The 13159-nt window shown below is 70.2% G+C and carries 7 protein-coding genes; 3 read left to right on the top strand and 4 right to left on the bottom strand.

Annotation, left to right across the window (positions count from 1 at the left end; all coding sequences use genetic code 11):
- Positions 1-33: 33 nt before the first annotated feature.
- The 3 genes from SCMU_RS06575 to SCMU_RS06565 all read left to right on the top strand — a co-directional run bounded on the left by SCMU_RS06575 (position 34) and on the right by SCMU_RS06565 (position 9030).
- Positions 34-2919, top strand: a complete 2886-nt coding sequence (locus tag SCMU_RS06575; protein WP_229232219.1) for a WecB/TagA/CpsF family glycosyltransferase — start codon at positions 34-36, stop codon at positions 2917-2919.
- A complete protein-coding gene (locus tag SCMU_RS06570; RefSeq protein WP_229232218.1) occupies positions 2814-7547 on the top strand; it encodes a DUF4082 domain-containing protein in 4734 nt (1577 codons plus the stop codon). Before SCMU_RS06575 ends, SCMU_RS06570 begins: the two co-directional genes overlap by 106 nt.
- A 217-nt stretch (positions 7548-7764) precedes the next feature.
- Entirely contained in the window at positions 7765-9030 is a 1266-nt protein-coding gene (locus tag SCMU_RS06565) for a glycoside hydrolase (protein WP_229232217.1), read from the top strand.
- Positions 9031-9080: 50 nt separating this feature from the next.
- On the opposite strand, the gene SCMU_RS06560 is transcribed toward SCMU_RS06565, so the two are convergent.
- The 4 genes from SCMU_RS06560 to SCMU_RS06545 are packed head-to-tail and all read right to left on the bottom strand — an operon-like array spanning position 9081 to position 13157.
- Positions 9081-10358, bottom strand: a complete 1278-nt coding sequence (locus tag SCMU_RS06560) for a hypothetical protein (RefSeq protein ID WP_229232216.1) — start codon at positions 10356-10358, stop codon at positions 9081-9083.
- Positions 10358-11695 (bottom strand): O-antigen ligase family protein, encoded by a 1338-nt coding sequence (locus SCMU_RS06555; RefSeq protein WP_229232215.1) that lies wholly within the window; start codon positions 11693-11695, stop codon positions 10358-10360. Before SCMU_RS06555 ends, SCMU_RS06560 begins: the two co-directional genes overlap by 1 nt.
- On the bottom strand, positions 11692-12396 hold the full coding sequence (locus tag SCMU_RS06550; protein ID WP_229232214.1) for a hypothetical protein: 705 nt from the start codon (positions 12394-12396) through the stop codon (positions 11692-11694). The genes SCMU_RS06555 and SCMU_RS06550 overlap by 4 nt, the downstream gene beginning before the upstream one ends.
- 2 nt (positions 12397-12398) lie before the next feature.
- Positions 12399-13157, bottom strand: a complete 759-nt coding sequence (locus SCMU_RS06545) for a hypothetical protein (RefSeq protein WP_229232213.1) — start codon at positions 13155-13157, stop codon at positions 12399-12401.
- Between the last annotated feature and the right edge of the window lie 2 nt (positions 13158-13159).

Below are 13159 nucleotides of genomic sequence, written 5' to 3'. Positions count from 1 at the left end.
CCCTGAGGTGGTAGCGGCACAGGAGGGGCGCCAATGGCCAGGATCCACGCGGCCGCCCGAGCGGGCGACAGGGCGGCCGGCCGGCGCGCCGAGATCGACGACGGCGCGGTCGTCTCGCTCGGCGGCACCGCGGTGACGCTCCTGGACGCCGACGGTGCGGTCGAGGCGATCCTGGGGACCTGCCTGTCACGGCCCCGCCCGCTCGGCGTGGTCTCCGCGAATCTGGACCATGTGTTCCACTTCGGGGCCGGTGGACGCTGGGAGCACAGCCTCGACGGCTCGGACGGGGTCGACTGGCTCACGCTCCTGGATGGTTCCCCCCTCGCGTCCGAGGCCGAGCGCCTGACGGGGCGCCGGTGGCCCCGGCTCGCGGGCAGCGACCTGATCGGGCCGCTCCTGGACCGGGCGGAGGCCGACAGGCTCCGGGTCGGGTTCCTGGGTGGCAGCCCCGAGGCCCACATCCACCTGCGCGGACGCCTGGCCGAGAGGCGGCCCAGCCTGCGCGTGTCGGGGTTCTGGGCCCCGAGCCGGGGCGAGCTCGAGGACCCGGACATGTCCCGTGCCGTGGCCCGCTCGATCGCGGCAGCAGACACGGACGTGCTCGTCGTCGGCCTCGGGAAGCCCCGCCAGGAGCTGTGGATCGCCGAGCACGGCAAGGAGACGGGCGCGCGGGTGCTGCTCGCGTTCGGCGCCGTGGTGGACTTCCTCGCCGGGCGGGTGCGGCGGGCGCCGCGGTGGGTCGCCGGGCACGGTCTCGAGTGGGCGTGGAGGCTCGCCCTCGAGCCGTCGCGCCTCTCGGAGCGGTACCTGGTCCAGGGCCCGGAGGCGTACGTCCGGCTGCGGCGCCACAGCGACCCCGCCGAGATCGCCCTCTCAGTCGAGGCACGACGAGCGGCCGCCCGTGAAGCGGCGCGGGCCGCCCATCCAGCCGGCCGGGGGCGCGCCCCCCTTAGCCCCCGGCCCCTTCGTGAGGGTGGCTTCGTCGCGGCGGACGAAGCCACCGAGGTCGCTGCCGTCATGGTCACGTACAACAGTGCTGGCTCCGTCGCGGCGCTCATCGACTCGCTGCGCAGTGCTGCGCGCAGCGTCCGGCTGCGCGTCGTCGTCGCCGACAATTCGCCGGACACCGCGACCCTCGACGCCGTGGCCTCCTGCGCGCCGGACGCCGTCGCGTTCCGCACGGGCGCCAACCTCGGGTACGCGGGCGGGATCAACGCGGCCATGGCGGCCGCCGGCGAGGCCGAGGCCTACCTCGTGCTGAACCCGGACACGACCGTGCTCCCCGGCGCCGTGGACGCCCTGCTCGCCCGGGTGCGCGCGGGCGCCGGCGCTGCGGTGCCGCTCATGCTCGCGGACGACGGCGCCACGTACCCGTCGCTGCGGCGCGAGCCCACTGCGGGACGTGCGTGGGGGGACGCGCTCTTCGGGGCCCGTTTCCCCGGGCGGCCGCAGTGGAGTGCGGAGACCGACCACGACCCCGAGAGCTACGCCCACGCGCACACCGTTGACTGGGCCACGGGGGCCGCGCTCATGGTCTCGGCCGAGGCCGCGCGGGCGGCCGGACCGTGGGACGAGCGGTACTTCATGTACTCGGAGGAGACCGACTACTGCCGCGCCCTGAGGAGGCGCGGATTCGACGTGTGGTTCGAACCGGCCGCGCGGGTCCTCCATTCCGGAGCCGGGTCCGGGACCTCGCGGGACCTCGACGCGCTGATGGCCGTCAACAAGGTCCGTTACCTGCGCCGCCACCACCCGGGCTTCCCCGGCGCCGCGGCGACCGTCGCCGTCGTCGTGCGCGAGGCGCTCCGCGCGGGCGACGCCCGCCACCGCCACACGCTCGCCACCCTCCTGCGCCCCGCGCGCTGGGGCGAGCTGCCGCATGCCGCCCCGCACGGCTCACCGGAGCCCCACGGCGCGGACGCCGCCGCGCATCCCGAGGGGTGTGTCATCATCCCTGCCCACAACGAGGAGCGCGTGATCGCACGGACGCTCGAAGGGCTCCGGCCGGCGCTCGCGAACGGATGCGTCGAGGTGATCGTGGCCTGCAACGGCTGCACCGACCGGACCGCGGAGGCAGCGGCGCGCTTCCCGGGCGTGCGCGTGCTCGACCTCGTCGAGGCGGGCAAGGCCAGGGCGCTCAACGCGGCCGACGCCGCCGCGACGCGCTGGCCACGCGTCTACCTGGACGCAGACATCGAGATTCCGCCCGCGGCCCTCAGGAGCGTGCTGACCGAGTTGGGCCGCGGGCGGTATCTGGCGGGGAGGCCTGACTTCCGCTACGAGACGGCGGGCTGCGGTCCGGTCGTCGCGGCGTACTACCGCGCGCGGGAGCGTGTGCCCTCGAACCGCGCCGCGCTGTGGGGCGCCGGCTGCTACGCCATGACCGAGGAGGGCCACCGGCTGTTCGGCGCCTTCCCCACGGACGCCGCGGACGACTATGCCGCCGACGCCGCGTTCTCCCCCACACAGAAGATCATCCTGGACTGCGAGCCCGTCGTCGTGCGCCCCCTCAGACGGCGGGCTCGCTTCTCTCCACCCTCCACCGGGTCTACCGCGCGCCGACCGCCTCGCCGGCGGCGTCAGGGCCCACGGAGTCAGGGCCGACGCCGGGCCGCACCCTGCGGGGGCTCGTCGCCTCGGTGCGGGGGCCGGCGTCGGCCGTCGACGCCGCGGTGTACGCGACGTTTGCGCTCGCGGGGCGGCGGCAGCGGCGCGCGCGCGGAGCGCTCGGTGAACCCGTGTGGGAGCGCGACAACAGCAGTCGGCAGTGAATGCGTCAGAGAGCTCCACCCAGCACTAAGCAAGGAGTCACCGTGGCCCAGTCAGCAGCGATGCGACCCACCCACCGCGCGGCCCGGACGCCCCTCTGGCACGCTGCGCGCCGGGCCGTCTCCCTTGCCGTGCCGGCCCTGCTCGTGACGGCCGTGCTCGTCGGGATCCCGCCCGTGACCACGGCGGCGCCAGCGCAGGCAGCCGTCAATCCCTGCTCGCCCGTGGTGAGCGCAGTGGCCTGCGAGAACACGCAGGCAGGCGATCCCCAGAGCGACTGGATGATCTCGGGTGTCGGTGACGCCACCATCCAGGGCTACGCGACCCAGATGAGCGTGAACGTGGGCGAGACCGTGCAGTTCAAGGTCAACACGACGGCCAAGGCCTACCACTTCGATGTCCTCCGGCTCGGCTACTACCAGGGCAACGGAGCCCGGAAGGTTGCCGGCAACCTTCTTCCGAGCGCCACCCTGCCGCAGACCCAGCCCGCGTGCCAGACCTTCTCGGACACTGGACTGATCGATTGCGGCAACTGGGCGGTCTCGGCGTCGTGGACCGTTCCCTCAACAGCAGTCTCCGGCGTCTACCTTGCCCACCTCGTACGCAATGACACGGGCGGGAGCAGCTGGATCACGTTTGTCGTCCGCAACGACGCGTCGAAGAGCTCCATCCTGTTCCAGACCTCGGACGAGACATGGCAGGCCTACAACTCGTACGGCGGCAACAGCCTCTACCAGTGCACCGTGGCCTGCCCGCCCGGGAATCCCGCGGCGTACAAGGGCGCCTTCAAGGTCTCCTACAACCGACCGTTCCACACGGCACTCGATGACAGCGGCCACTCATGGATCACCTCCGCCGAGATCCCGATGATCCGGTTCATGGAGGCCAACGGCTACGACATGAGCTACCAGGCTGGACTCGACACGGCGACGCGAGGCTCGCTCCTGCTCAACCATCAGGTGTTCGTGACCTCCGGGCACGACGAGTACGTCTCGTTCGACCAGCGCGCCACCATCGAGTCGGCGCGGGACAAGGGCGTGAGCATCGCGATGTTCACCGGCAATGAGCTCTTCTGGCGTACTCGGTGGGAGGCGAGCCAGGCTGGCCCGAGCACCGCGGGCCGCACCCTCGTCTGCTACAAGGACACACACTTCAATTCCCCCACCGACCCCGTGACGTGGACCGGAACGTACGCCGACCCGCGATTCGGCACCAGCGGCGGTGCCGGGAACCCGCAGAACGCGCTGACCGGACAGTTCTTCAACGTGAACTCGGGCACGACCGACATCACGGTGCCTGCACAGTTCGCCAAGCTCAGGCTCTGGCGCAACACCGCCGTCGCGGGCCTGACAGGATCGCAGACCGCCACGCTCGGTGCCGGGCTCGGGACCCTCGGCTACGAATGGGACATTGACGCCGACAACGGCTTCCGGCCAGCCGGCCTCTTCGACCTCTCCTCGACCGTGTACGGCTCGGCCCAGGTCTTCACTGACTACGGGAGCAACACGGTCAACAACCAGACGGCCACCCACAGCCTCACCGAGTACCGAGCTGCGAGCGGCGCCCTCGTCTTCGGCGCGGGAACCGTCCAATGGTCGTGGGGCCTCGACGGATTCACGACCGGCAAGGGCCCCGACCCCACAATGCAGCAGGCCACCGTCAATCTGTTCGCGGACATGGGAGCCCAGCCCGCGACGCTCCTCGCCGGGCTGGTGGCGACCACTGCCTCGGGCGACTCGACGCCGCCGTCGTCCGCCATCACGTCACCCTCCGCCGGGACCGCGCTCGGTGACGGCACCGCCGTCACCGTGAAGGGGACGGCGAGCGATGCCGGCGGAGGGGTCGTGGCAGGCGTCGAGGTCTCGACCGACGGCGGCACCACGTGGCATCCGGCATCGGGAACCACCGCCTGGACGTACTCGTGGATTGCGCACGGCAACCCCTCGACCACCATCCGGAGCCGCGCCGTGGACGATTCCGGGAACCTTGAGGCCCCCGGTCCTGGCGTGTCCGTGTCCACGTCCTGCCCGTGTTCGCTGTTCGGAACCGCAGCCAAGCCGGCCGCCGCCGACGCCGGCGACCCGAGCGCGGTCGAGGTGGGAGCCCAGTTCTACTCCGATGTCGCCGGGACCGTGACCGGGGTGCGCTTCTACAAGGCCGGCACCAACACGGGCACGCACCTGGGCAACCTCTGGACCGCCTCCGGCACGAAGCTCGCAAGCGTGACCTTCACGGGCGAGACGGCCTCGGGATGGCAGGCGGCCACGTTCTCCCAGCCGGTCTCCGTCTCGGCTGGGACCAGGTACGTCATCTCGTACTATGCGCCGAAGGGCCACTACGCTCAGACCACCGGGTACTTCTACAACAACCCCTCTCCACCACCCGCCGGGAGCGGTTCCGTCGACGCGCCCCCGCTCCACTTCACGAGGAGCGTGCCCGGCAGCCCCAACGGGTTCTACGCCTACAGCTCGTCCTCGACCTTCCCGAACCAGATCTACGACGCGGAGTACTACTGGGTCGATCCGGTGTTCTCACCCGGCGCCAACCCCGTCCCCGCCGTCACCCAGACCACCCCGGCACCCGGCGTCACCGGAGTGGCCGTCGGGATCGCGCCGTCCGCCACGTTCAACCAGCCAGTCACGGCCGGGTCAGTGACGTTCACCCTCAAGGACGCAACGGGCGCGTCCGTAGCCGGGAGCACGGCCCTCAGCGGTACGCCGACCACGGCAACGTTCACACCGTCGAGCGCACTCGCGTACAGCACGCAGTACACGGCGACCGTGAGCGGTGCGACCAACTCGACCGGGCAGACGATGGCCAGCCCGTACTCGTGGAGCTTCACGACGGCGGCACCCCCGCCCGCCCCCGCCGTCACCACGGTCTCGCCCACCTCGGGGGCGACCGGCATCCCGGTGTCTACGGCGCCGAGTGCGACCTTCAATCAGGCGGTCACGGCTCCGTCCGTGACGTTCACCCTCAAAGACGGCACCGGCGCGAACGTCACGGGCTCGACGAGCCTGAGCGCGGACGCGACCACCGCAACCTTCACGCCTTCCTCGGCCCTGTCCTACAACATGACCTACACGGCCACCGTCAGCGGAGCGACGAATTCCACGGGCCAGACCATGTCGAGCCCCTACTCATGGAGCTTCACGACGGCGGCCGCTCCCCCGGCGCCGAATGTCAGCTCGGCCAATCCCGCTCCCGGCGCAACCGGGGTCTCCGTTGGCTCGCCGGTGAGCGCCACCTTCAGCCAGGACGTCTCCCCCTCGTCGATCCAGTTCGCCCTGAAGGATCCCTCGGGGGCGAGCGTGACGGGCACGGTGTCCTATTCGAGTGCGACGACGACCGTCACGTTCACACCGTCGGCCTCGCTCGCGAACAACACGCAGTACACCGCCACGCTGTCGGGCGCGACCAACGGGACCGGGCAGACCATGTCGCCATACTCCTGGAGCTTCACGACCGTTGCGGCGTACAGCTGCCCCTGCAGCGTGTTCCCGGCGGCTTCGACGCCCGCTACCGCGAACTCCGGCGATGCCAACGCCGTGGAGCTGGGCATGAAGTTCCGCACGGACACGGCCGGGCAGATCACCGGGGTGCGCTTCTACAAGGGCAGCCAGAACACGGGGACCCATGTCGGGAACCTGTGGTCCGCGAACGGTACCAAGCTTGCGACCGTGACGTTCGGAGCCGAGTCGGCCTCCGGGTGGCAGCGCGCATACTTCTCTGCCCCCGTGGCCGTGTCCGCCAACACCACCTATGTCGTCTCCTACTTCGCACCCAACGGCAACTACTCGTACACGGCGAACGGGTTCGCCACCGCGCAGGGCGCCTCGCCGATCACGGGCCTTGCGAACGGCACTGACGGCGCGAACGGCGTGTACGCCTATGGCACGGCCTCCAGCTTCCCCACCGGAAGCTACAACGCGACGAACTACTGGGTTGACGCAGTCTTCAACCCCGGTGCAGCCGCGGCTCCCGTCGTGGTGGCAGTCTCCCCCGTGCAGGGCGCAACCGGCGTCGCCCAGTCCTCCACGGTATCCGCCACGTTCGACCAGGCGGTGGACTCCTCGTCGGCCTCGTTCACGCTCACACCCAGCGGCGGCACGGCCGTGGCCGGCACCACCGGCAACGTCTTGGCCACCGGAACGTACTCCTTCACGCCGAGTTCCCCCCTCTCACCCACGACGACGTACACGGCTTCAGTGAGCGGGGTGAAGAGCGCGACAGGGCAGGTCATGGCCTCGGCCTACTCGTGGAGCTTCACGACGGGGAGCAGCGGGTATGCCTGCCCCTGCAGCCTCTTCGGGCCCTCGTCCGTACCCGCAACAGTCACCGTCAACGACTCCAACGCGGTCGAGCTCGGCATGCAGTTCACGTCCGATGCCGCGGGCTCCGTCACGGCACTCCGGTTCTACAAGGGGGCCCAGAACACAGGCACCCACGTGGGGCACCTGTGGACCTCGTCGGGAACGCTCCTCGCGAGTGTGACCTTCTCCGGAGAGACCGCCAGCGGCTGGCAGACTGCCACGCTGTCGAGCCCCGTGGCGATCTCCGCCAACATCACGTATGTCGTCTCGTACTACGCCCCCAACGGCTTCTACTCTGCCAACGGCGGCTACTTCACGACGTCCGCGGACGCGCCGCCGCTGCACGGGCTCCAGAGCACCGCGTCACACCTCAACGGCCTCTACCGATACGGCTCGTCGGGATTCCCCACGAGCAGCTACAACGCAGCCAACTACTGGGTGGACCTCGTGTTCAGCGCGTCATGAGGGCCGCGCACTTGCTGCGCCGGGACCTGCGGGCCGCCGCCGCGCTGGGCGTCGCCATGGGACTCATGGCAGGGTGCGCACCGTCGGGCGTGGACGGGGCTGCCCCCAGGCCCCCGTCGGCGCCGGCGGGCCCCCGGCCGCGGCAGGCGCGACGGCACCGGCAGGCGCGACGGCGCCGGGTGACATCTCCGTGGATCCGAGCCGGCCTGGACAGACGATGACTGGCCTGGGCGTCAACGCCAACGTGCACAGCTGGAAGAACGGGCAGCTCAAGCCCGCGATCGAGCGCTATGCCGCCCTCGGTCCCCTGACCTGGCGCGTCATCATCGAGAAGGCCGACTGGGAGCCCGCGCAGGTCGGGGACCCGAACACCATCGACGCTGCCTATGACCAAAGGATCTATGAGTCCCCCAAGATGCAGGACCTGTGGGACACGGTCGCCTACATCGAGTCGTTCCCCGGCCAGACCGTCTCCCTCAGCGTCATGGGAGGCGTTCCCGACTGGATGGGCGGCACCTCGATCCCGGCCAGCAAGGAGGCCTACTGGGTGCGCATGATCGCCTCGCTCCTAGACTATGGCCGGACTGAAAAGCATCTGACACTGAACCTCATCAGCCCGCTCAACGAATCCGACTGGAATGGCATCGAAGGGCCCAAGGCCGACCCCCAGCAGCTCACCCGGCTGCTCGACAGCCTGGGCCACCGGCTGGACGCCCTCGGAATGGGAGACGTCCGCTTCGTGGTTCCCGACACGTCGAGTCCCGACGAGGCCCGGACCGCCTACCTTCCCGCGATCCTGTCCGACTCGTTCGTCGTGGACAAGACCGCGCGCATCGGCATCCACAGCTACGACGGGAGCGCCGGCTCCGTGCCGGACTTCGTCGCCCAGGGTCGCGCCGCCGCCAAGGGCGTGTGGGCCACCGAGTTCAACGCGCCGTGCAGCGGGTGCGACACCGGCACGCAGCCTTCGGACACGTGGGACCACGCCCAGTCCATGGCCAGCGACCTGCTCGCTCTCATTGGCCAAGGCGTCACGGGGGCCCAGCTCTATGACGCCTGGGACGGCTACTACGAGCACCACGGGTCGATGGGCTACTGGGGCGCGCTCAAGTACGACGCCGCGACGGGCAGCTACGTGCCTCGCCGCACCTTCGATGTCCTCTCCCTCCTCCTCACCGCTATCCCCCCGGGCTCAGTGCACATCGCGTCGACCCAGGCGGAGACGGGCGGGGGGGCGATGGATGTGCAGGCCTTCGCGTCGGCGGACGGCCGGATGACGGTCGTCGGCGTCAACCATGGCGGCACGGCGGCGCACGTCCGCGTCCTCGTCTCGGGCGCCGCAGGGCTGTCCGCACCCACCCTCACGGTGGCGTCACCTGATTCGGGTGGGGTGGTCCAGGCCGTCCCGCCGCAGATCGACGGCAACGCGCTCGCGCTCACGGTCCCCGCCGGCGCAGTCTTCGCGGCGACTGCGGCATCCTGACGAGCGCGGGGGTGGCGCGGCGCGGGGCACCCCCGGCGGTGCCCCGCCGGTCAGAGGTGCACGCGGTAGACGTGGAAGGCGGACTCGCCGCCGAAGCTGTCGGAGAACGCGCCGTCGGCCCCCACCGGGATGGTGCGGTTCTCGTCGATTACCTCGACCGTCCGGCCCGTGACTCCCGCGGGCAGATGGAACGAGCGCTGCCCTGGGGACGTTCCCGCACCGATCATCGAGAAGATGTACGCCGAGTCCCCGGATACTTTGAACATGGTCCGCAGGTCCGGGCCGAAGGAATAGGCGAACGACTGGGTGTTCAGCACAGGGGCGAGCTGTCTGATGAGAGCATCGATCCGGCCGACCGCAGCCGTCTGGCCGGCGCCGCAGAAGTCCTGCTCCACTTGCGAGAGCCGCAGGATGCTTCCCCCCTGGCACGGTCCGCTGAGGCTCTGGTTGAAGTAGACGATGCCCCGGGCCTCCCCGATCAGCGAGCTCATCACGGCACCCTCCAGCTGCGCGGGGGTGATGTCCACCGTGAAGGGCTGGTCCCCCGGGCCGCCGTTGAGGTCCTCGACGAACTGCCAGAGCGGCTGCAGCCGTCCGTCGGCTGCGTCCCGCTCCCTGAGCATCGTCACTGCAGTCCCATAGGCCGCCGAGGAACGGCACCCATTCTGTGGGATCGCGATGAGGTAGTTCTCGCGGTAGGGGACGGCGCTGCAGAAGGGCACCGTGTACCAGTACATGTCAACCGACACGACGTCGGTGAAGTCGTTCACGTAGGCCTCGGCGTCGGCAGCCGGCATGTCCCTGCTGAGCACCGACTGCGTGAAGTTGGTGTAGGCGAAGCGGCCGTCCGCCCGGGCCGCCTGGGAGAGCTCGCGCAGGTGCGCCCTGCCCTGCTCGGGGGTGTACCTGCCGTCGACCTCATCGTCCAGGAACGTTCCGACCCAGTTCTTGCTCGCGCTCGTGAACGTGTCATTGAGAGCGGGGCCGATCCAGTACATGCCGTTGTCGACAAAGAGGCTGTACGGCGTCGACGCGTCCATACCGATGTAGGTGTTGATTCCGAGGCCCTTGTCGTACTGCGCCTCACTGTCGGAGCTGATCCCGTTGTACCAGGCGACGATCGGGAAGAAGTCGGGGCTGGACCACCCTGCGGCATCGGCGGCGGGGAACTGCTTCCAATAGTCGGGACCTCCCTCCCAGGGAATCCGGGGTAGGGCGAGCACCTTGCTCTCGCCGGCCCAGTCGGGTGCCGACGCGCCCACGGGGAGGACCAGCGCCACGACCACGATGAGAAGGGCCATCCAGGCCCGTGAGCGATGGGCACGCATCAGTTCCTCCCTGGATCGAGCGAGGCGGCCGTGGGCTCGGCGTTGAAGGCCTGCGCCGACGGGACGTGGGCATCGGCCCTCGAAAGTCTCCAGTAGGCGCCTGCCAGCCCGAGCATGAGGAACATGAACGCCGCGGACAGCGGGAACGAGAGCGCGTCGAAGAACGTGAACGTCACGGCTGCCGAGCAGACGCCGGCCGCGATGGCCGCGCCCAGCTTCGCCCGCAGTGGCACCCGCACGAGCCGCCGTCCGCGCCAGCTCACCACGGCGGCCGTGGCGAAGAGCACGACGACGGCACCGAGCCCCACGAATCCCAGCTCGACCAGGAGCCCGAGGTACTGGTTGTCGAGGTACACGTACGTTGGCAGCAGTGTGCCGAATCCGCGCCCGAAAAAGGGAAGCCGGCCAGCCATCGCGAAGGCGACATCGGCGCCATTGACCCTCGAGGCAATGCTCGGGTCCTGCGATGCGCCCGTGAACATCCCGAGGAGTGTCCCCGCCATACCGGGCACGGCGACGTACACCGCGGCCAGGAGGATGACCCCACCCGCGCCCGCGATGATCCTCTGGCGCCGCGTCCACGATGCCGCCAGGACGAGCATGGCCACGGCCACCGCGATCAGGGCGGAGCGCGAGACCGACAGCACCGACGCCGTCCCGATGACCGCTGCCGGGAACCACCGGCGGACCACTGGGCGATCCCGGTCCGCCATCGCGAATGCCACCGCCAGCGGGAGGGTCACGCACAGGACCACACCGTACTCGAGCGGGTGGGACGCAGTCCCGGCCGCCCGCACAAATCCCCCGCGCTGGTCGATGCCGACGCCGTCCCCGCTCATCCCGGGAACGACGAACCATCCAAGGAGGGAGTTCTTCGTGGCGAACTGCGCGAGGCCCAGCATCGCCATGAGCGTGCCTGCGAGCACGACCCGACGCAGCACGGCAACAAGGCTGGCCCACGTGCTCAGTCCGTCGTGGGCAACGAGGAAGATCCCGCACCAGGCCCCGACGCGGAGCAGCGCCGTATCAGCCGGGCTGACTTCGGTGCCGGGAAGTCCCCGAAGCATTGCGGCGGCGTAGCTGACGACGACGGCGCAGACGAAAGCTCCTAGGAGCCAGCGCATCGGCTGTCGGTCGGCCTGGTCGCCGAAGGGACGCTGGATGCTGTGCCCGAGCCACCACGCGAACATCGCCAACGCGACAAGGATGACGGGCCGTCCGAGGGCGCCGATGGCGGTGAAGGTCAGCGAGGTCGGCACCGCGCACATGAGGAGAAACAGCGTCAGGACGCTGGTGGCATCGATGGGCCGCCGCGTGCGGTCCGGAGATACGCTCATCTCAAGCTCCCCACAGGTTCATTCACGACCGCCGGAGGCCTCCGCGGCCCCGCCTTCCGGGGGCGCGTGACCACGCGGTCGGCCACGACCGCGGCCACGATGGTCAGGAAGGATCCGAGACCTGCGAGCGCGGCCACCCCGCGCAGCCGGGTGCCGGGATTGACTCCGCCGTCGACGACGTCGATATTGGCCGACCCGGCGGTCGTCGTGACGCGCTCAGGGACCGGGACGTTCAGGCGGGTCTGGAGCTCGGACGTCGTCCGGTCGATCTGCCTCATGATCGACGTCAGCTGGCGTTCCGCGGATTCGGGTGTCGCATCCACCGCCTCGATCGCGAGCACCGGCTGGCTGTACGACTGGCTCCACTGCCCACCCGAGTTGGGCAGGACCACGGTGTACCCCTGGCGGACTTCGGCTCCGACAAGGGAGCCTCCGAACGCACCGCCGTCGCTTGAGCCCCCGGTGACCGCGGGCATGGCGAGACGGACCAGGGCAGCGAAGTTCACGAGGGCGGGCACGGCCGTGTCGTCAGTCGGCGACACCGGTCCCGATCCGGGCCACAGGAAGACCACGGACGCCCGGGCCGAGTAGACGTGCTGCCCGGGCGCCGCCGCGGTGCATCCGGCCCAGGTCAGGAGGACGCCGAGGACGAGGACGTACCACCGCCGGGCGATGCAGAGGAGGACATCGGCGGCGCTCACCGTCAGACCTGGTGCTTCTGGCGTCGGGCCGAGTCTGCGGCGGACACCGGAACGAGGACCCGGTCCGGTTCCTCCGCCCCGCTGATTTGACCGGAGCCGGTTGCTCCGATGGCGGCCTGGCGCATCCTGCGCGGGGACCTATCCGTCCGCACGGACCGGCGGCCGGACCTCCGCAGCAGCAGCCCGTCGAGGAATGCGGTCAAGACCAGGACGACGAGCAGCCCGGCCGCACCAGCACCCGCGGTGGCCTGGAGCCTCGGCTTTCCATCGGCGATGGGGTCCGTGGGCTGCGCGACCGGCATCGACGAGATCCTCGAGGCCGCCGGGACCTTGAGTTCTTCCTGCATCGCCGCCAGTTCGACGGGTACCGCGTCAACGACCGCCGCCATCGTCGCCTGCGCGTCGGCCCCGGAGCGGCTCTTGACGGTCACGACGAGGATCGAGCTGCCGGACGTCACGTCGGGGAGGACCGTGTACGAGGCACTCGGGTGGCCCACCGTGAGGCGCGCCACCAGGTCTGGGGCGGCCATCCGTCGGGTCAGAACGTCCATCGCCTGTCCAAGGCCCGTGAGGTAGAGGTAGGGATTGGTGCCCTTGCCCATGCTCTCTGCCGAGGGCAGAAGGACCACACTCCCGGTGGTCTTGTAGTCCACGGGGACCATGCCATAGACGGCGTTGCACAGTCCCGCCAACGCGGCGAGGCCAGCCAAGGCCACGTACCATCGACGCAGTAGGGCTCGTCCGAGCGTCCTCAGTTTCATGT

The sequence above is a fragment of the Sinomonas cyclohexanicum genome (assembly GCF_020886775.1).
Taxonomy (GTDB): Bacteria; Actinomycetota; Actinomycetes; order Actinomycetales; family Micrococcaceae; genus Sinomonas; species Sinomonas cyclohexanicum.
This window is presented reverse-complemented; position numbering and strand designations above follow the sequence as displayed.

Bases quoted from the DNA above. Each gene is read 5' to 3' on its own strand.
- SCMU_RS06560 (WP_229232216.1), bottom strand. From the start codon at position 10,358: ATGCGTGCCCATCGCTCACGGGCCTGGATGGCCCTTCTCATCGTGGTC.
- SCMU_RS06575 (WP_229232219.1), top strand. From the start codon at position 34: ATGGCCAGGATCCACGCGGCCGCCCGAGCGGGCGACAGGGCGGCCGGC.
- SCMU_RS06545 (WP_229232213.1), bottom strand. From the start codon at position 13,157: ATGAAACTGAGGACGCTCGGACGAGCCCTACTGCGTCGATGGTACGTG.
- SCMU_RS06565 (WP_229232217.1), top strand. From the start codon at position 7,765: ATGACTGGCCTGGGCGTCAACGCCAACGTGCACAGCTGGAAGAACGGG.
- SCMU_RS06555 (WP_229232215.1), bottom strand. From the start codon at position 11,695: ATGAGCGTATCTCCGGACCGCACGCGGCGGCCCATCGATGCCACCAGC.